16 protein-coding genes and 2 pseudogenes are annotated in these 18,554 nt (G+C 70.7%); 13 read left to right on the plus strand and 5 right to left on the minus strand.

From position 1 onward, the window contains the following. Positions 1–7 precede the first annotated feature (7 nt). Positions 8–967, minus strand: a complete 960-nt coding sequence (locus tag ACIRD8_RS05710; protein WP_403986563.1) for a LysR family transcriptional regulator — start codon at positions 965–967, stop codon at positions 8–10. A 205-nt stretch (positions 968–1,172) separates the two neighbouring features. Between ACIRD8_RS05710 and ACIRD8_RS05715 the strand changes: the two genes are divergently transcribed. The 6 genes from ACIRD8_RS05715 to ACIRD8_RS05740 all read left to right on the plus strand — a co-directional run bounded on the left by ACIRD8_RS05715 (position 1,173) and on the right by ACIRD8_RS05740 (position 5,811). Continuing rightward, positions 1,173–2,285 carry an ABC transporter substrate-binding protein gene (locus ACIRD8_RS05715; protein ID WP_403986566.1) on the plus strand — a complete coding sequence of 371 codons (1,113 nt, stop codon included), beginning with the start codon at positions 1,173–1,175 and terminating at the stop codon, positions 2,283–2,285. 118 nt (positions 2,286–2,403) lie between these two features. After that, the gene (locus tag ACIRD8_RS05720) at positions 2,404–2,637 is read left to right on the plus strand and encodes a hypothetical protein (RefSeq protein WP_382989399.1); all 234 of its coding nucleotides are present in this window, start codon (positions 2,404–2,406) and stop codon (positions 2,635–2,637) included. 341 nt (positions 2,638–2,978) lie between these two features. Next, positions 2,979–3,470 carry a lamin tail domain-containing protein gene (locus tag ACIRD8_RS05725; protein ID WP_403986570.1) on the plus strand — a complete coding sequence of 164 codons (492 nt, stop codon included), beginning with the start codon at positions 2,979–2,981 and terminating at the stop codon, positions 3,468–3,470. Positions 3,471–3,622: 152 nt separating this feature from the next. Beyond that, positions 3,623–4,120 (plus strand): peptidylprolyl isomerase, encoded by a 498-nt coding sequence (locus ACIRD8_RS05730; protein WP_403986573.1) that lies wholly within the window; start codon positions 3,623–3,625, stop codon positions 4,118–4,120. Between the two features lie 174 nt (positions 4,121–4,294). Next, positions 4,295–5,086: an SDR family NAD(P)-dependent oxidoreductase gene (locus ACIRD8_RS05735; protein ID WP_403986576.1), complete on the plus strand. Its 792-nt coding sequence runs from the start codon at positions 4,295–4,297 to the stop codon at positions 5,084–5,086. Positions 5,087–5,112: 26 nt separating this feature from the next. Continuing rightward, the gene (locus ACIRD8_RS05740) at positions 5,113–5,811 is read left to right on the plus strand and encodes a ribonuclease H (protein ID WP_403986579.1); all 699 of its coding nucleotides are present in this window, start codon (positions 5,113–5,115) and stop codon (positions 5,809–5,811) included. A gap of 113 nt (positions 5,812–5,924) precedes the next feature. Here ACIRD8_RS05740 and ACIRD8_RS05745 read toward each other — a convergent pair whose 3' ends face one another. After that, positions 5,925–6,383: an ATP-binding protein gene (locus ACIRD8_RS05745; RefSeq protein ID WP_403987278.1), complete on the minus strand. Its 459-nt coding sequence runs from the start codon at positions 6,381–6,383 to the stop codon at positions 5,925–5,927. Positions 6,384–6,574: 191 nt separating this feature from the next. Between ACIRD8_RS05745 and ACIRD8_RS05750 the strand changes: the two genes are divergently transcribed. The 4 genes from ACIRD8_RS05750 to ACIRD8_RS05765 all read left to right on the plus strand — a co-directional run bounded on the left by ACIRD8_RS05750 (position 6,575) and on the right by ACIRD8_RS05765 (position 10,128). After that, positions 6,575–7,429 (plus strand): helix-turn-helix domain-containing protein, encoded by an 855-nt coding sequence (locus tag ACIRD8_RS05750; protein WP_403986582.1) that lies wholly within the window; start codon positions 6,575–6,577, stop codon positions 7,427–7,429. Positions 7,430–7,551: 122 nt separating this feature from the next. Beyond that, positions 7,552–7,809, plus strand: coding sequence for a WhiB family transcriptional regulator (locus ACIRD8_RS05755; RefSeq protein WP_403986585.1), 258 nt, complete (start codon positions 7,552–7,554; stop codon positions 7,807–7,809). Between the two features lie 41 nt (positions 7,810–7,850). Beyond that, positions 7,851–8,189 carry a YkvA family protein gene (locus ACIRD8_RS05760; RefSeq protein WP_403986588.1) on the plus strand — a complete coding sequence of 113 codons (339 nt, stop codon included), beginning with the start codon at positions 7,851–7,853 and terminating at the stop codon, positions 8,187–8,189. Positions 8,190–8,226: 37 nt separating this feature from the next. Continuing rightward, complete coding sequence (locus tag ACIRD8_RS05765) at positions 8,227–10,128, plus strand: rhamnogalacturonan lyase (RefSeq protein WP_403986591.1); 1,902 nt, start codon at positions 8,227–8,229, stop codon at positions 10,126–10,128. Positions 10,129–10,285: 157 nt separating this feature from the next. Here ACIRD8_RS05765 and ACIRD8_RS05770 read toward each other — a convergent pair whose 3' ends face one another. After that, complete coding sequence (locus ACIRD8_RS05770) at positions 10,286–11,104, minus strand: SDR family NAD(P)-dependent oxidoreductase (RefSeq protein ID WP_403986594.1); 819 nt, start codon at positions 11,102–11,104, stop codon at positions 10,286–10,288. A 168-nt stretch (positions 11,105–11,272) separates the two neighbouring features. On the opposite strand from ACIRD8_RS05770, the pseudogene ACIRD8_RS05775 reads away from it, so the two are divergent. Beyond that, positions 11,273–11,518: pseudogene (locus ACIRD8_RS05775) on the plus strand (transposase); the annotation flags it as partial. 398 nt (positions 11,519–11,916) lie between these two features. On the opposite strand, the pseudogene ACIRD8_RS05780 reads toward ACIRD8_RS05775, so the two are convergent. Further along, positions 11,917–12,153: pseudogene (locus ACIRD8_RS05780) on the minus strand (flavoprotein); the annotation flags it as partial. A gap of 100 nt (positions 12,154–12,253) precedes the next feature. Continuing rightward, positions 12,254–12,997, minus strand: coding sequence for a VOC family protein (locus ACIRD8_RS05785; protein WP_403986597.1), 744 nt, complete (start codon positions 12,995–12,997; stop codon positions 12,254–12,256). 224 nt (positions 12,998–13,221) lie between these two features. Between ACIRD8_RS05785 and ACIRD8_RS05790 the strand changes: the two genes are divergently transcribed. Beyond that, positions 13,222–15,657, plus strand: a complete 2,436-nt coding sequence (locus ACIRD8_RS05790; protein WP_403986600.1) for a GH92 family glycosyl hydrolase — start codon at positions 13,222–13,224, stop codon at positions 15,655–15,657. A gap of 223 nt (positions 15,658–15,880) precedes the next feature. Then, complete coding sequence (locus tag ACIRD8_RS05795; protein ID WP_403987281.1) at positions 15,881–18,535, plus strand: PA14 domain-containing protein; 2,655 nt, start codon at positions 15,881–15,883, stop codon at positions 18,533–18,535. Positions 18,536–18,554 lie beyond the last annotated feature (19 nt).

Below are 18,554 nucleotides of genomic sequence, written 5' to 3' on the forward strand. Positions count from 1 at the left end.
GCCGCCTTCAGTGGCCGGCGGAGTCGCCGTCGTGTCGTGGAGCCGTCGCCCACGAGGGGCGCCAGACCGTCCCGGGGAGCTTCGGCAGGCTTCCGAGGTGTGCGATGACTCCGCGCAGCCCTGGATGCGGGTTCGTCCCAGGGACGAGGAGGGAGAGCGGGTACGCGAGGACCGGATCCACGACGGGGATGCGGCGCAGGTCGTGACCTGCCGGCCAGATGTACCGGTCGCGTGCCCCGACGAGCGTGGCCACGTCCGCGGAGTCCGCGAGGGTGTCCAGGAGCACTTCGTCCCCGAAGTGCGGGCCTGCCGCGTCGACGCGCAGGTCGAACGCGTCGGCGAGTTGATCGTAGAACTCCGACCACTCGCTGCGCGGCGCGATGCCCGGCACCCAGATCCGGTGCTTGCGCAACTGCGGTGGCGTCAGGCTCGACGCTGAGGCCAGTGGATGCCGCGGTCCGACGAGGAGCTCCAGCGGCGAGTCGAACGCGTGGATCATCCGCACGTCGTCCGGCAGCGCGTCCGGGGAGGTGACCGTACGGAACGAGGCGTCGACATCGCCCGCCGCGACCGCGGCGGCCGCCACGCGTGGGTCGTCGACCCGGAGGGTCACCACGTCGAGGCCGGTGCCGGGACGCGACCGCCAGTACTCGTGCAGAACGACGGCCTGCGCGCTGCGCAGACCGAGAACGTCGATCCGGAGAGCCCGGGAGCCCGGCCTGACCGCGGTGACGGCTCGCTCGGCCGCCACGACGACGCTCCGTGCGTGGGGGAGGAACGCCTGGCCGTCGAGCGTCAGCTCGACCCCCCGGGCGGTGCGCGTGAAGAGGCGGACCTCCAGCTCGCGCTCCAGTGCGGCGATCCGCTTGGAGACCGCCTGCTGCGTCACCCCCAGCTCATCGGCCGCATGGCTGATCCGTCCGAGCTCGGCGGCCCGGACGAACGATCGCAGTGCCTCGGTGTCCACCGGATCACCCTAGGCGTGCACAACCGGTGGTTGTGGCCCGCCGGGTGCGGGTTGTGGCCCCGGCCGACGCCTGGCACGTACGGGCACGCGGCAGGTCTCCTGGGGTGGGGGCGCCGACGCCGTCCCGGGCCGGCTCGGCCACACTGACGTCCACGCTGCGGTCCGGCGGACCGCGACCGGGTCGTCACAGGGGAGACGTCGACGTATGAACACGCCACCATCGCCCACCGGAGTCGAGCGGACCGACGGACCGTCCGTCCTGATCGGCGTCCTCGCCCCGCTGACGCGGCCCGGCTGGGCCGAGGCCGGCCGGCACCTGCTCGCCGGATTCGAGCTGGCCGCCGAAGAGGTCAACGCGGCCGGCGGCATCGCCGGCAGACCGCTCGAACTCGTGGTCCGGGACACCGCCGCCGATCCCCCCAGGGCCGCGGCGGCGGTGGACGAGCTGGCCGGTCTGGGCGTGGCAGCCCTGGCGGGGGAGTACCACAGCGTCGTCGCCCGTGCCGCCGCCGCCAGGGCCGACGCCCTCGGACTGCCGTTCCTCTGCTCGTCGGCGGTTCTCGACGCCCTCACGGAACAGCCCACGGAATGGGTCGCGCGCCTCGCCCCGACGCAGTCCCACGGCTGGCGGATCTACGCGGACTTCCTCCTCGGCGCGGGTCACAGCCGGATCGCCGTGGCGGCCGAGCCGAGCGTCTACTGGGCGTCCGGGGTCCGCGTACTGCGGGACCACCTCGCTCCCCGCGGCGGCACCGTCGTGGAGCTGGACATGAGCGCGCCGGACCCCACAGCGGTGTGCGACGCACTCGCCCGGAGCGGCGCGAGCGCCGTCCTTCTCCTGACGGGATACCCGGAGCCGGCGGTGCCGATCGTCGCGGCCGTCCGCCGGGACCCGCGCCTGGCCGGAATCACGATCGGCGCTCCGGCCGGGCAGCCGGAGTTCCCCGCGTGGGCGGCGTCCCTGGGCGAGGACGGTGCCGCGGTCCCGTTCCTGCGCTACCTGCCCGAACGTTTCGGCCCGCTCGGTACGCGGGTCGGGGCCGCCCTCCGTGAGCGCCTGGCCGAAGCACCCTCCTTCGTCGCCTTCGAGGGGTACGACGCGGTCGCCGTCCTCGCCGACGTGCTCCGCTCCCACGGAGCGGACCGGGCAGCGGTCGCCCGGTCCTGGCCGGACGTCGCGGTCGAGGGCACCCGCGGGGAGATCCGCTTCTCCCGCACCCCCGGCACCGGCATCCGGCAATGGGTCCGGGCTCCGGTCCAGGTCGTCGACCGGGATCCGGCGGATCCCGGCCGCTTCCGGGTCCTGCACACCGGCTGAGAGGGCACGCCCGTAGGTACGTTCCCGGGCCGGGGCGAGCGGGAGTGAGTACGGGGGAGCGGAAGGTCTGAGTACGCGGCCCGATCCCGGCCCGGGCCGGTGCCGGTGGAATGGGGCCATGGTCCCCGCCGCGCCGACGCGCCCCCGCATCCAGAGCCTGACCACCGCCGGCACCGCGCTGGCGGTGACCCTGCTCCCGCTGGCCGTCGGCGTGCTGCTGGCCAGGACGATGGCGCTGGATCCGCTGGCACCGGTGAACGCCTTGGTCACCAGCGGCGGACAGCGTGCACGTCTCGCCCCCTCGCGATGGATGCTGAAGGCTCGAACGCGCGAGCTTCTTTCCCGTCGGTAATGGAACGATTGTCCAGGTAAGCGCTGTCGCTGCTGTTACACGGATCCGACCGGTCGGGACGGGGGTGCGCGGGGGAGCGGGGCGGGGGTGAACGGGGCGCCACGACCAGGCGAACCGTCCCTCGAAAGGGTCGGTGCAACGATCAACGGTTGACAGGTATACGACCGCCCGGATCCATGTCGGGTGCAGTCGTGTGTGACAGAAATGTCCGTACTTCGTCACACGAACCAGGGCGCCTTTCGGCCACCTCGAAAGCGGGACAAAGTTTGCGTTCCCGGCACGTCGCCGGGATCGGAAAACGCCCGGAACTCCATTCCGGGCCTGCATGATGAGGGGTTTCAATGTCCCGTTCCGCACGACGGATCACCGCCACGGTTCTCGCCTCGGGCGCCCTGCTCGCCGCAGCGGCCCTTCCGGCCACGGCCGATGGCCGGGACCACGGTCACCACCGGCCGGCACAGCGCTCGGCGGTCGTCCTGGGCGAGATCCAGTACGACAGCCCCGGCCGCGACAACGGCTCCAACCGCAGCCTGAACGGCGAGTGGGTCACCGTCACCAACACCGGCCGCCACGCCGTCAACCTCCGTGGCTGGACGCTCACCGACGAGAGCCGCCGCTCGTACACCTTCGACCTGCGGCTGGCCGGCCGCTCCTCCGTCCGCGTCCACACCGGTGTCGGCCGTGACACCCGGCACGACGTGTACCAGGACCGGCGCCACTACGTGTGGGACAGCCGGGACACCGCCACGCTCCGCGACGCCCGCGGGCACAAGGTCGACTCCGAGTCCTGGGGCGGCCGGCACCGCGGGGGAGGCCACCGCGGCAACCGCTGAACCGCACCGGCAGGGGGAGCGGCGTACTCCCTGACTGACTGAAACGGCGTACCACGGCTGATCCCCGTGGTACGCCGTACTCATGCGGCGCGCACCCGCCGTGGGCGGGGGCTGTGCATCGGCAGGCGGCGGGTGATGTCAGGATGGGACTCATGACCATCAAGGCGTATTTCGACATCACCATCGACGACCAGCCCGCCGGGCGGATCGTGTTCAACCTCTTCGACGACGTGGCCCCCAAGACCGCGGAGAACTTCCGCGCCCTGGCCACCGGTGAGAAGGGCTTCGGCTACGCGGGCTCGCCGTTCCACCGTGTCATCCCCGACTTCATGCTCCAGGGCGGTGACTTCACCAACGGCAACGGCACCGGCGGCAAGAGCATCTACGGCGAGAAGTTCGCCGACGAGAACTTCACGCTGAAGCACAACAAGCCTGGCCTGCTCTCGATGGCCAACGCGGGCCCGAACACCAACGGTTCGCAGTTCTTCATCACCACCGTCGTCACCCCGTGGCTGGACGGCAAGCACGTCGTCTTCGGCGAGGTCGCCGACGAGGCGAGCCTGGAGCTCGTCCGCAAGATCGAGTCGTACGGTTCCTCGACCGGCAAGACGAAGTCGAAGATCGCCGTCTCCGAGTCCGGCGTTCTCTGAGCCACGCCACGGGGCCCCCGGCCGGTTCGACCCGGCCGGGGGCCCCGGGCCGTGCCATGGCCTGATCCGGCCGGGGCTGCGGGGGGATCCCCGTACGGCCGGAAGGCGTCCCGGACCGGGGAGTGCCAGGGTGGAACCCCGCACACCGTGGGCACGGGACGGAAGGACCGCAAGGTGCGTATCGATCTAGCCGGCAGGACGGCTGTCGTGACCGGCTCCTCGCAGGGCATCGGGCTCGCCATCGCCACCGGGCTGGCCGGGGCCGGAGCGCGCGTCGTACTGACCGGGCGGGGCCAGGACCGGCTCGACGGAGCGGCTGAGGTGCTGCGCGGCACCGAGCCGGACGCCGACGTCCGCACCGTCGCCTGCGACCTCACCACCGAGCAGGGAGCGGCAGAGCTCTGCGACGCCGTGCCCGCCACGGACATCCTCGTCAACAACCTCGGCGTCTTCGGCTCCCGGCCGCCGCTGGAGATCAGCGACGAGGAGTGGCGCACCTACTTCGACACCAACGTCCTCAGCGCGGTGCGCCTGATCCGCCGCTATCTGCCCGGCATGACCGAGCGGGGCTGGGGCCGGGTGCAGAACATCGCGAGCGACTCGGCGATCGTCATCCCCGCCGAGATGATCCACTACGGCATGTCGAAGACCGCCCTGCTCGCCGTCTCCCGTGGCTTCGCCAAGGAGGCCGCGGGCACCGGGGTGACCGTGAACTCCGTGATCGCCGGGCCCACGGACACCGGTGGTGTCGAGGACTTCGTCCGCGAGCTCGTGGGCGATCTCCCGTGGGACGAGGCGCAGCGCGAGTTCATGCGCCTGCACCGCCCGCAGTCCCTGATCCAGCGACTGATCGAACCCGAGGAGATCGCGAACCTCGTCGTCTACCTCAGCTCCCCGCAGGCGTCCGCCACCACGGGCGCGGCCATGCGGGTGGACGGCGGGTACATCGACTCGATCGTGCCCTGAGCTTCTGGGCTGGCATGATCAGGGGCATGGAAGAGCGCATCATCGCCGCGTGTGACGGGGCATCGAAGGGCAATCCGGGACCTGCCGCCTGGGCATGGGTCGTGGCCGATGGCCAGGGGAACCCCCAGCGGTGGGAAGCCGGCCCGCTGGGCACCGCCACCAACAACGTCGCCGAGCTCACCGCCCTGCTGGAACTGCTGAGGTCGACCGATCCTGCCGTGCCCGTCGAGGTGCGCATGGACTCGCAGTACGCGATGAACGCGGTGACCAAGTGGCTGCCGGGGTGGAAGCGCAACGGCTGGAAGACGTCGGCGGGCAAGCCGGTCGCCAACCGGGAGCTGGTGGTCGGCATCGACGAACTGCTGAGCAGCCGTGCGGTGACCTTCCGCTACGTGCCCGCGCACCAGGTGGACGGCGATCCGCTGAACGCTCTCGCCGACCAGGCCGCGAGCGAGGTGGCCGTCTCGCAGCAGGCGGCGGGGACCGCGCACGGCACCGCGGACCTGCCGGTGCCGGCTCCCGCACGCTCGACGAAGAGCAGGTCGGCGGGCGCCGCGAAGGGCGGGGTGACCGGTGGCTCGACGGGTAAGGCGCGCTCCAGCGGCACGATCCGGGCGAAGTTCGCGGGCCGGTGCCACTGCGGAAGGCCGTACGCGGCCAAGGACATGATCGCCAAGAATCCGAACGGCTGGGGTCACCCGGAGTGCCGGGCGGCGCTCGCCTGAGCCGTCCGCGGGCGTCCCGGGCCTGAGGCGTCCGGGGCCGTCCCGGGCCTGAGCTGTCGGGGCCGTCCCGAGCCTGAGCTCTCCGGGGCCGTCCCGGGGGCGTCAGGCAGGCGTCAGATGTCGGCCCAGACGAGCCGGCCGGACACGCTGGTACGTGTGCCCCATCGCGTCGCCAGCGCGTCCACGAGCATCAGACCCCGGCCGTCCTCGGCCACGGACGCGAGGCTGAAGCCGTCGTCCGTGCCGTCCGGCCCACCGAAGGGGACCGGGCCGGGACCTTCCGCCCCGTGGAAACCCCCCGCAGGCGCGTCCGACGGCTGCGGGGCCCGTGGACCCGGCAGCTCCGGCATGTGCCGACGGCCGCGGTTCCACACGCAGACGCGCACCCGGCCGCGGGTCCGCAGGAGACGGCACCGGATCCGCCGGCCCGCGGTGTGTTCCACCGCGTTCGTGACCAGCTCGGTCATGACCAGGGCCGCCGCCTCGACCCGCTCGTCGGGTTCTCCCCACCCCCGCATGGCTTTCTGCACGCGGTGCCTCGCCACGGGCACGGCCCGTGGGAGGCGGGGAATCCACCAGCTCTGTGCGCTACGCCCGCCCGATCCCTCCGGGGCCGAACGCACGCACGTAACTATTTCCGACATGTACGTACTCTCCGTGCAAAGTGCATACTTTGCAAGAGGCAGAATGTCGGGATGCTTCCGGATCTGCTGTGAGACCGCCCGGAATCCGTACGGCGTCGGAGCACCAGGAAGGGACGTGGATGAGGCCCCGGTCCGGCCCCACCGTCGAACACCGCGTCCTGGCGGCGCGCCTGCGGATGCTGCGGGAGCGCACGGGCGTGAGCCTCCAGGCGGCGGCCGTGGCACTGGGTGCCCACCCCGCCACCGTCCGGCGCATCGAACGCGCCGAGACCGGGCTCGACCCGTACCAGGTCCGCGTCCTCCTGGAGCGTTACGCGGTGTCCGCCGAGGAGGCCGAACCGATCATGGCGGGGATCGCGGCCGCGAACCTGCCGGGCTGGTGGCACGCGTGGCGGGACGCGATGGAGCCGTGGCAGCAGGAGGTCATCGGCATCGAGTCCTCCGCCGCACTCGTACGGACGTGGCACCCCGCGCTGGTCCCCGAACTCCTGCGCACCCCCGCCTACGAGGCTGCCCTGCGCCGGACCCTGACCGCCGATCCGCCGCAGCGGCGCGACCGCCAGGTCGAACTGCTGGCCGAGCGGCAGCGCCGGCTGGAGGCGAGGGGCGCGGCCCTCTGGGCCCTGTTCCCGTCCGCCGCCCTCCACACGAGGGTCGGCGGCCCCGCCGTGATGGCCGAACAGCGGACGGCACTGGAGGAGGCCACGCAGCGGCAGCACCTTACGGTGCAGGTGGTGCCCCTCGACTTCCCGCCGCACCCCATGACCGGTGTCCCGTCGCTGCACCTGCTCCGCGTACCGGCCCCGGAGATCGGCGACCGGGTCCTCCTGGAGACGGCGGGGGTGCGGGTCGACATCATCGACGAACCGGCAGCGGTCATGGACTACCGCATCCGGCTGGACGGCGCGTGCGCGGCCGCCCCGCACCCGGGTTCCCCGCTGCCGGAGGACGGCTGGGGCGCCGCGAACCCCTGAAGGCCGGGCCTGTTGTGGTTTCGATCGCCGGATGACGGTCACGCGCACAGTGCGGTACACGCAGAACCAGCAGAACCCAGCAGAGACCGACGGACCGTTCCCGGCGAGAAGGAGTGAGAGACATGGACAACTGGCGCATGCACGCGGCTTGCCGCGAAGAGGACCCCGACCTGTTCTTCCCCATCGGCAGCAGCGGCCCGGCACTCGTACAGGCCGAGGAGGCCAAGGCGGTCTGCGGGATCTGCCCCGTGCGGGAGCAGTGCCTGGAATGGGCCTTGGAAAAGGGGCAGGACGCAGGAGTGTGGGGAGGCATGGACGAGAACGAACGCCGTGCCCTCAAGCGCCGCCGCGCCCGGCAACAGGCCAGGAGCCACGGATGACGCCTCCGCGCTCCGGCCGCCCCGCCGGGAGACGATGAGCCATGGACACCTCGGTCTGGCTCCTCATCGGCGCGCTCGTACTCCTGCTCATGGCAGGTGCCGCCGCCGTCCTGCTCGTACGCGTGATCCGGGCCAGGAAGCTCCTCGTCGACGCGGGCATCCCCCTGCGCGACAAGGCGCTCGTCTGGGCGTCGGTGATCTACACCGTGTCGCCCGTCGACCTCCTGCCCGACCCCGTCTACCTCGACGACATCGGCTTCCTGCTGCTCGCCCTGCGCTCGCTGCACGCCGCGGCGCAGAAGGCCGGCGTGGGGCGGGGGCGGCCGGCGGCGACACCGGCGAAATCCGACGGCAACCTTTCGGCGTCCGGGAGCAACTGAGGGGGCGTAAGCCATCCCCTGCCAGAAGGTGCCTCTCGTGGAGCCTCTGCTTCCCCACCCCGATTCCCGCCCCCGTCGCAGACGCCGCATCACCCGTACCCGCGCGCTGCTGGGCGCCCTGGCGGCCGGACTGCTCGCCGCCGGCGGTCTCGTGGCGTTCGGCCCGGCCTCGCAGGCCGCCACCGCCCGGCAGGCCGAGGCGCTCGACCGCGGCGTCGTGAGCGTGCACACCGACAGCGGGAACCTCGTCAGCTGGCGCTGGCTGGGTACCGACCCCGACAACGTGTCGTTCAACGTCTACCGGGCGGGCACCAAGGTCAACGCCACCCCGGTCACCGCCTCGACGAACTACTTCCACTCCGGCGCGCCCGCCACCGCCGACTACACGGTGCGCGCGGTCGTCGGCGGCGTGGAGCAGAGCGACTCCGTGCACGCGATCCAGTTCCGCACCGGATACAAGGACGTCCCCATCAGCCCGCCCGCCGGCGGCACCACACCCGACGGGGTCGCCTACACCTACGAGGCCAACGACTCGTCCGTCGGCGACCTGGACGGCGACGGCGCCCTCGACTTCGTACTCAAGTGGCAGCCCACCAACGCCAAGGACAACTCCCAGTCCGGCTACACGGGCAACACGATCATCGACGGGATCCGCCTCGACGGCACCCGGCTCTGGCGGATCGACCTCGGGCGCAACATCCGCTCCGGCGCGCACTACACCCAGTTCCAGGTGTACGACTACGACGGTGACGGCCAGGCCGAGGTCGCGACGAAGACCGCCGACGGCAGCGTCGACGGAACCGGGAAGGTGATCGGCAGCTCCTCCGCCGACTACCGCAACTCCTCCGGATACATCCTCTCCGGACCCGAGTTCCTGACGATGTTCAACGGGAGGACCGGCGCGGCGATGGGCACCGTCGACTACGTCCCCGCGCGCGGCACGGTGTCCTCGTGGGGCGACTCCTACGGCAACCGGGTCGACCGCTTCCTCGCCGGTACGGCCTACCTGGACGGCGCCAGGCCCTCCCTGATCATGGCCCGCGGCTACTACACGCGCAGCGTCATCGCGGCCTGGGACTGGCGGGGCGGTGCCTTCACCCGCCGCTGGACCTTCGACACGAGCAGTTCGACCAACTCCGGCAAGGGGTACGACGGCCAGGGCAACCACCAGCTGTCCGTCGCCGACGCCGACGGGGACGGCAAGGACGAGATCATCTACGGCGCCATGGCCGTGGACGACAACGGCAGCGGACTCTGGACGACGAAGAACGGCCACGGCGACGCCATGCACGTCGGCGACCTCGACCCCTCCCGGGCGGGGCTGGAGGAGTTCAAGGTCGACGAGGACAGCTCGAAGCCGTCCTCGTGGATGGCGGACGCCAAGACCGGGCAGATCCTCTGGTCCACCCCCGCGAGCGGGGACAACGGACGCGGTGTGTCCGGCGACATCTGGTCCGGCAGCGCCGGCGCCGAGTCCTGGTCCTCCGCCGTCTCCGGTGTGCGGGGACCGAAGGGGGACGTGGTCAGCAGCCGCAAGCCGTCGAGCACCAACTTCCTGTCCTGGTGGGACGGCGACACGACCCGTGAACTCCTGGACGACACCCACATCGACAAGTACGGCACCTCGGGCGACACCCGTCTGCTGACCGGGTCCTCGGTCCACTCCGGTAACGGGACCAAGGCCACGCCCGCGATCTCCGGCGACCTCTTCGGCGACTGGCGCGAGGAGGTCGTCTGGCCGACCACCAACAACACGGCACTGCGGATCTACTCCACGCCGTACGAGACGGGCACGAGGATCACCACGCTGCTCCACGACACCATGTACCGGACGGCGCTGGCCTGGCAGAACACGGCGTACAACCAGCCTCCGCACCCCAGCTTCGCCATCGGCAGCGGGATGGCGACCGCGCCGCGGCCGAGCATCACGACGCCGTAACGGGGCACGGACCAGGACGGCGGCTGCGGGGAAGTCTCTCCGCAGCCGCCGTTCAGGCGTACTGCTCGAAGCGGGCGGGTGCGAGGGGATGCGACAAGCGTGACTTCGTCGTCCACACGGCACCCTTGCCGTGGCCGCGATCCGGCTGTGGTTCACCTCATGATCCGGCGCAGAAAGTCCGGGTCAACGTCATCAGCCGCTTCCGGGCCTCGGTGTCGTACGCCTGCTCATGGGCTCGGGCATCGGTGAACTGGTCGAAGTAGCGGCCGGTGGTCGTCTCCAGATCCGGATCGAGGAGCAGCCGCACCGTCGGCCGCACGCCTTCGTCGACCGTGGTCGCAGGGGTCAGACCGTAGGCGCGGACCCCGTTGGTGTCCATCAGATGGGCGGGATGGAGCGCGTTGACGGTGACGCCGGTGCCGTCCAGTTCCGCGGCCAGCTCGAAGGTGGCCACGATCAGGGCGAGCTTGCTCCTGCAGTAGGCACGCAGCCCTTCGTAGTCCTGCTCCAGCATGACGTCGTCGAAGTCGATGGCCTCCTGTCCGATCGAAGCGACGTTGACCACGCGGGCCGGCGCCGAGTCGGTCAGCAGCGGCAGCAGGCCGCGGGTGAGGGCGTAGGGGGCGAGATGGTTGACCGCGAAGCGCAGTTCGTGTCCCTGCCGGCTGAACCGCCGCACGTGCGGGTCGGGGCCGCCGCCGGCGACGGCGTTGTTCACCAAGGCATCGAGCCGCGGCTCGGCATCTCGGATCCGCGCCACGAGCGCGTGTACCTGGTCGAGGTCGGCAAGATCGGCGAGGTAGGTGCGTACGGTCGCATTTGGCGCGGCAGTACGCACCTCGGCCGCGACGGCGTCCAGACGGGCCCGGTCACGGCCGTGCAACAGGACGGCCTGGCCCCGGCCGGCCAGATCGAGCGCGATGCCGCGGCCCAGGCCCTGTGTGGCTCCGGTGATCAATGTCGTGCGCTGGTTCATGGCAGTCAGCCTGGCAGCACCTCACCGAAAGACAGGGGAGTGTGCTGCCCCTGGTGTTCCCACCACCAGGCAACGAGCCTGGAACCGACGTTCCATGTCGCTCCCCGAGACCGAGTGCTCGCAGCCCTGCTAAGTGAAGCCTTCGTGGCAGAGACCCGTCGCCGGCCGCTGGGCTGGGAGGGGATTCGGTCGTGGGAGGACCAGCAAGGTGTCTACTCCTGTCCGACAAGGCGTGCGGATGCGCTGTTCGAACTCGTGGACGCGGTGTTGTGCGCGGACGTGCCGGTCCGGTCACTGGTGGAACTGTCGCTGGTGGGCGAACACCGTCGCGGGCACGGCGGGCTCTACGACGCCCTGGCTGCGGGCCGGGTCGATGTGGCCCGGCTGCGGAAGTCGCGCGGGCTCAGTCCGGTGAACGGGCTGTCCAGGACGGCTCCGACGTCGTGATCACGCGAGACATCGCAGGATCATCGCACCTACGGTCGGCAGTCTTGGAGGTCAGCCTGGCCTCAGAGCTCAAACCACAGATCGATGTTCGGGTGGACTTGTTCGCGCAGACAGTCTGAGTGTGAATAGGCCTGCTGCCGCACGGCACCGCCTCGCATGGGGTCAACCGCACCGAGCCTGAGCTTGGTCGCTGCCCCGTCCTGGTCGAGATCGATGACCTGATAGCAGAAGCAGCAGATGGGGTTCGGGTTCAACGATGCCCTCTCATGTCGCCGAGACAACAGCGCCGGCCGCACCGTCTCGCAGACCTTACGTCGAACAGGACGCCGATAACGGGACAGCCGGAGTTACGCGTACGCCGACCCCTACGGGCGAGAACCGACCATCCCTTCGACTGCCTTCAGGGCCAGGTGCCAAGGGAACGGTCGCCGCTCTCCGGGCTGGTTCGGCTCGAAGCCACCCTCGCCGTACAGCACTGTCACACCCATGCCGCGTAGCTCGGCGAGGCTCCGCTCGAACGCCCGATGTTGCACGTAGGCGGCGTTCACGCACGGCATCGCCGCGATCGGAATCGGCTTGCCGATTCCCTCCGCGACCACGCCGTTCCTGCCCGAATCGCCTCCGGATATCAAGGCGGGCCGGCCCGCTGCGCCTTCCCTCGCCGAGGAGCTGGGCGGGGTCGGCGCGGCGGCGGTCGTGGCCCTAATCGCCCGTGAGGGGATCGCGCCCGGTGAGGCAGTAGATCCCGCCCGCCGGATCCCGCATCACCGTCCACGTGGCCCCCTCGTGTACGAACGCGGCGCCCCGCCGCTCGTGCTCCGCCCGGGTGGCGACGCGGTCCGAGCAGGCCAGATCCAGATGTCCCGAGGCGGGGCGTTCCTCGTCCAGGCGCTGGACGAGCAGATGGACGGGCAGGTCCAGGGAGGGGCGGAACACATGGAACTCCGGGTGGACGCCCGGGCGGTGGTCCCAGCCGGTCAGCGTGGCCCAGAAGGCGGCCTCCGCCTCGAACGCCGTCGGTGACACGTCGACGCAGATCTGGTCCAGTCGGCTCACCGAACCGCCGGGCCCGGTGAGGACCGGTGGCCGGGTCCTCTGGCCCCGCCACGGTACGACGCAGAAGGGCATGCCACCGGGGGAGTGCAGGACGGTCAGTTCCGGGAGCCGGGCCACCTCCTCGGCGCCCAGCCGCCCGGCCCGTGCGGTGAAGGCGGTCATGTCCTCCACCGCCAGGTCGAGGTGGGCTCCGGCCGCCCCACTCACCGCCTGGATCGCCAGACAGGCATCGGCCCCGGCTCCGTCCCCGTCCGGGAGCAGAGTGGTGAACTCGCCCCGCTCGCCCCACATCGTGGACGGGCGGGTCCCGGTGACCGCGCTCCAGAAGGCGGTGGCGCGGCCGGCGGCTGCCGCGGGGCGGTCGATGAAGGCGTACGTCCAGCGGATCACGGTGCTCCTCTGCTGTGGCCCGAAGCGTCTTCCGGCACGCTCCATCGTGTCAGGGGCTCGGTCGCGGAGGCCCGTTCATCACTCATTCACCGGTCGGATCCGTCCGTGGCATTCCCTCGCACGCCCCGGGGACCTACGCTCGGCCGCGAATCGATCAACGCTGCCGGCCGTGGTCCGAACGGCACTGACAACGTTGTCCCCCTCTGTCGGAGGTATCCGAGAACATGCCCCCCAGACCGTCCCGGGCCCGGCGCGCCGCCGCACGGGCCGCCGCGATCGTCCTCACCGGCGCGCTCGCCGGCGCCTTCATGCCGCCCGCCGCCCAGGCCGATGCGCTCGTCACACGGCCGACCGCATACGTGGACCCGATGATCGGCACGGCGAACGGCGGCAACACCTATCCCGGCGCCGTCCGCCCGTACGGCATGATGGCCTGGTCCCCGACCAGCACGACGGGCGACCAGACGAGCACCGGGGCGGCCAACGGCTACGAGTACGGGGTGACCCGGATGCGTGGACTGAGCCTCACCCACGTCAACGGCGCAGGGTGCAACCCCGGCGCCGCGGGTGATGTGCCGATCATGCCGTTCGTCGGCGACGTCACGTCCTCGCCCTCCGCCGACACCAAGGACGCCGTCTACGCCTCGGGTTTCTCCCACGACAACGAGCGCGCCGTAGCGGGCCGTTACACCGTCGGACTGGACTCCGGCGCCACCGCGGACCTGGCCGTGAGCGAACGCGCGGGGGTGGCCGACTTCAGCTTCCCCGCCGACAAGCCCGCCAACCTGCTCTTCAGGGTGTCCAACTCCCTCAACGGCAGCGAGGACGCCGAGATCGAGATCGACACCGCGCACCGCAAGGTGACCGGTTCGGTGCTCACCGGGGCGTTCTGCGGCCGGCGTGCCAACGGCGGAACCAACAACCGCAAGAGCTACTACCGGCTCTACTTCAGCGCCTCCTTCGACCGCGCCTTCTCCACCACGGGCACCTGGCGTGACGGCACCCTCGCGCCCGGCGCCACCAGCGGAAGCGGCGGCGAGGGGTACGCCACCGGGGCGGACCGCGCCGGGCGGGGTTCCGGCGGCTGGGTCGGCTTCGACACCACGGCCGACGACGACGTCCGTATGCGGATCGGGATCTCCTACGTCAGCCAGGCCGGGGCCGAGGCCAACCTCCGCCAGGAGATCGCACCGAGGGCGAGCGTCGACGACGTGGCCCGGGCGGGATCCGCCGCCTGGGACCGCGAGCTGTCCTCCGCGCGCATCGGCGGCGGCAGCGAGGCGCAGCGCACCTCCTTCTACACCGCGCTGTACCACTCGCTGATGCAGCCGAACCTGATCAGCGACACCGACGGCCGCTACCCCGGCATGGACGGCAAGCCGCACCGCGTGACGCGCGGGCAGAAGGCGCAGTACAGCAACTTCTCCGGCTGGGACCAGTACCGCGCCCAGATCCAGCTCCTCGCCCTCCTCAAACCGAGGATCGCGGGCGACTTCGCCCAGTCGCTCTACAACTTCGCCCGGCAGAACGGAGGCGTCTGGGACCGTTGGGTGCACGTCAACGGCGCCACGCACGTGATGACGGGCGACCCCACGGCCGCCACCCTCGCCACCTTCTACGCCATGGGCGTACGCAACTTCGACTACGAGGGTGCCTTCGAGTCCCTGGCCCGACAGGCCACCGTGCCCCACCCGGACGGCCTCTCCGACGCGGGATGCCCCGGTCAGTGCACCGGGCAGCGGCCCAACCTCGCCCAGTACCTGGAGTCCCACTACGCGGCCCAGGACGTCTGCCACTGTTGGGGCGGCGCCGCCGAGACCCTGGAGGACGCGGTCGCCGACGCGGCGCTCGGCCGGTGGGCCCGGCTGCTCGGACGTGACGAGGAGGCCGCGGCCTTCGAGGAGCGCGGCCTGTGGTGGCGCAACGTGTTCAACCCCGAGGCCGGCGACGGCGCCGGGACCACCGGCTACATCCAGGCGCGCAACCTCGACGGCTCCTGGGTGACCCCCTTCAGCCCGGGCAGCGACCGGGGCTTCGCACAGGGAACCAGCGCCACGTACACCTGGATGGTCCCGCAGGACGTGCAGGGGCTGGCCGAGGCCATGGGCGGCCGGGACGTGGCGGCGGAGCGGCTGGACGACTTCTTCCACAAGGCGGACGGTTCCTGGTCGGTCAAGGGCGGCGACGCGCTGCGCTACGACCCGACCAACGAGCCGGGCATCCACGCCCCATGGCTCTACAACGCGCTGGGACAGCCCTGGAAGACCCAGGAGACCGTACGGGAGATCGTGAACACGGTCTACGGGACCGGCCCGCGAGGCCTGCCCGGCAACGACGACCTCGGCACGATGTCCGCCTGGTACGTCTTCTCCGCGCTCGGCCTCTACCCGCAGACGCCGGGCAGCGCCACCATGCTGCTGGGAGCACCGCTGTTCCCCTCCGCGGTGCTGGACCGGCCGCAGGGCGGGGACATCCGCATCACCGCTCCGGAGGCCGATGCGACACATCCGTACATCGACGCGGTGAGGGTCGACGGGCGGGCGGCCGACAGGTCGTGGACGGATGCTCGGCTGGTCACCGAGGGAGGGTCGCTGAGCTACCGGCTCGCTGACCGGCCGAACACGTCCTGGGCCACTGGACCTGCGGATCTTCCGCGATAGCGCACCAACTCGGCCCTGTCCGAGGCCCGGTGGGCGGCCACGTGCCGGCCGCCGGGTCCCGGACGTCCGTCGTGGGCGGCGGGACAGGTCTCGATTTTCTATCGTTGAAAATTATGTGTGCACGACCGTTGTCAGGTGTTTGAGGCTGTGGCTCAATGTTCGACTATGTGCAGTGCTTCGCGGTTCGGAGCACTACGGCTTCTTCGATGAGGACGACGCCTTGATACAACAACCAGTCCGCCCCCGCACGTATGTGAGAGCGCTTGCCTGTACGGCGGCGTTGCTGCTGCCGGTCGGGGCCGCCGTGGTCCCGGCCACGGCCGCCCCCGCCGCCACCGGAGGCGCCGCCGCCGCTCCGGCGTTCGTCAAGGGTGACCCTTCCACCGAGGTGCACGGCCTCAAGGGCGAGTACTTCGCCATGTCCGAGCCGGGCGCCCGTGACTTCGCCGAGCTCGGTGCGACCGCGCTCGACCCGGACATCAACTTCCCCGGTCTGACCGGGGCGTTCGAGGCGGCCACCGGGAGGACCGAGCACACGACCGCCCGCTGGACGGGCCAGATCGCGGCTCCCGAGACGGGCGACTACACCTTCTCCGCCATCGGTGACAACGGCTTCCGGCTGTTCATCGACGACAAGGCGGTCATCGACCACTGGGAGCCCGACTGGGACAAGGAGCAGACCAGCGCTCCGGTCTCCCTGAAGGCCGGCGAACAGCACACGTTCCGGCTGGAGATGTTCCAGGACACCGGCGGCGCGAACATGTTCCTGCGCTGGTCGAGCGACAAGCTCGCCAAGCAGATCGTGCCCGAGTCCGCGTTCACCCCGCCCGCCGACTTCGAGGTCTACCCGGTCGGGCTGGACGTCGCCGCGGACGGCCGCAAGGTGCAGGCGACCTTCGACCACGAGGTCAGCGGCTACAAGGACCTCAAGGACCACCTCGCCATCGAGGCGGACACCACGCCGATGCCGGTGAAGTCGGTCGCCAGGGCGTCGAACAACCGCAAGGCGCTCGTCGTCACCCTGGGCGAAGCAATCCAGAAGGGCCAGCAGACCAAGTTCGTCTACGACGGCGAGGGCGGCCTGAAGAACGGCGACGAGACCGTTCCGGAGATCAGCCGCAGGGCGCAGAACGCCTCCACGCACCGGCTGACCACGCCGTGGGGTGACAAGGTCAACCCGAAGAACCCGCTGCCCGAGTACCCCCGGCCGCAGCAGGTGCGCGACGACTGGCAGAACCTCAACGGCCAGTGGGAGTTCGCGGGAGCCACCGCCGGTGAGGAGCCGGTCTTCGGCAAGAAGCTCGACGAGCGCATCACCGTGCCCTACCCCGTCGAGTCCCAGCTCTCCGGGGTCGAGCGCCACGAAGACCACATGTTCTACCGCAAGCTCGTCACGGTGCCCAAGAGCTGGTCGATCGGCAAGCACGACAGCGACGACCGTCTGAAGCTCAACTTCGGCGCCGTCGACTACCAGGCGCGGGTCTGGGTCAACGGCAAGCAGGTCGCCGAGCACACCGGCGGCTACACCGCCTTCAGCGCCGACATCACCGACGCCGTCAAGGGCAGCGGCCCCCAGGAGATCGTGGTCGCGGTCACCGACACCACCGGTGCCGACCAGCCCAGGGGCAAGCAGGTCACGAACCCCAGCGGTATCTGGTACACGCCTTCCTCCGGTATCTGGCAGACCGTCTGGATGGAGCCTGTCGCCCCGGCGGCCGTCGACTCCCTGACGACGACGCCCGACATCGACAAGGGCCGTCTCGCCGTCAAGGTCAACTCCGCGGGCGCCTCGAAGTCCGCCAAGGTCACCGCGGTCGCCCGGGACAAGAAGGGCAAGGTCGTCGGCACCGTCACCGGTGCGGCCAACAGCGCGCTGAGCCTGCCGGTCGCCAAGCAGCACCTGTGGACCCCGGACGACCCGTACCTGTACGACCTGGAGGTCACCCTCAAGGACGGCCGTTCCAAGGACACCGTCGACAGCTACTTCGGTATGCGCTCCTTCGGCGTCGCCAAGGTCGGCAACTACCAGAAGCTGGTGCTCAACGGGAAGCCGTTCTTCTCCCTCGCCCAGCTCGACCAGGGCTTCTACCCCGACGGTCTGAACACGGCGCCCAGTGACGACGCCCTGGTCTTCGACCTGAAGGCCCAGAAGGACCTCGGCTTCAACTCGGTCCGCAAGCACATCAAGGTCGAGCCCGCGCGCTGGTACTACCACGCGGACCAGCTGGGTCTCCTCGTGTGGCAGGACTTCGTCTCCGGCGACATCGTCAGCGAGAAGGGCCAGAAGGCCTTCCTCGACCAGGGTGCCGAGATGATGCAGCAGCTGCACAACTACCCCTCGATCGGCGCCTGGATCGTCTTCAACGAGGGCTGGGGTGAGTGGGACCGCACCGAGACCGGCAAGATCACCGAGCAGGTCCAGGCCGCGGACCCCTCCCGTGTCGTGAACGCCCACAGCGGTGTCAACTGCTGCAACTCCAAGGGTGACTCCGGCAAGGGCGACATCATCGACCACCACGACTACAACAACACCGACCCGGCGTTCCCGGACGAGAACCGGGCCGCGATGGACGGTGAGCACGGCGGCTTCACCCTGCGGATGCCCGGACACATGTGGCCGGGTGCCCCCACGGCGATCTACAGCGGCGTCGCGGACAAGGACGCCCTGACCGCCAAGTACGTCGAGAACACCCGTACGTACTACCTGAAGCAGGCCGGCGCGGAGCTCTCCGGCTCCATCTACACCCAGGTGACCGACCTGGAGACCGAGCTCAACGGTCTCTGGACGTACGACCGCCGGGAGATCAAGGTCGACCCCGCCAAGGTGCGGAAGATCAACCAGGAGGTCATCGCCGCGGGCGCCGCCGCCGGCAAGTGACCGCCCCCGCTCCCCATGA

This window comes from Streptomyces sp. NPDC102451 (assembly GCF_044765485.1).
Classification (GTDB): Bacteria; Actinomycetota; Actinomycetes; order Streptomycetales; family Streptomycetaceae; genus Streptomyces.

What these genes read in the sequence shown, in the direction of transcription:
- ACIRD8_RS05790 (WP_403986600.1), top strand. Translation starts at nt 13,222, where the DNA reads ATGCCCCCCAGACCGTCCCGGGCCCGGCGCGCCGCCGCACGGGCCGCC.
- ACIRD8_RS05740 (WP_403986579.1), top strand. Translation starts at nt 5,113, where the DNA reads ATGGAAGAGCGCATCATCGCCGCGTGTGACGGGGCATCGAAGGGCAAT.
- ACIRD8_RS05725 (WP_403986570.1), top strand. Translation starts at nt 2,979, where the DNA reads ATGTCCCGTTCCGCACGACGGATCACCGCCACGGTTCTCGCCTCGGGC.
- ACIRD8_RS05715 (WP_403986566.1), top strand. Translation starts at nt 1,173, where the DNA reads ATGAACACGCCACCATCGCCCACCGGAGTCGAGCGGACCGACGGACCG.
- ACIRD8_RS05770 (WP_403986594.1), bottom strand. Translation starts at nt 11,104, where the DNA reads ATGAACCAGCGCACGACATTGATCACCGGAGCCACACAGGGCCTGGGC.
- ACIRD8_RS05755 (WP_403986585.1), top strand. Translation starts at nt 7,552, where the DNA reads ATGGACAACTGGCGCATGCACGCGGCTTGCCGCGAAGAGGACCCCGAC.
- ACIRD8_RS05750 (WP_403986582.1), top strand. Translation starts at nt 6,575, where the DNA reads ATGAGGCCCCGGTCCGGCCCCACCGTCGAACACCGCGTCCTGGCGGCG.
- ACIRD8_RS05720 (WP_382989399.1), top strand. Translation starts at nt 2,404, where the DNA reads ATGGTCCCCGCCGCGCCGACGCGCCCCCGCATCCAGAGCCTGACCACC.
- ACIRD8_RS05730 (WP_403986573.1), top strand. Translation starts at nt 3,623, where the DNA reads ATGACCATCAAGGCGTATTTCGACATCACCATCGACGACCAGCCCGCC.
- ACIRD8_RS05760 (WP_403986588.1), top strand. Translation starts at nt 7,851, where the DNA reads ATGGACACCTCGGTCTGGCTCCTCATCGGCGCGCTCGTACTCCTGCTC.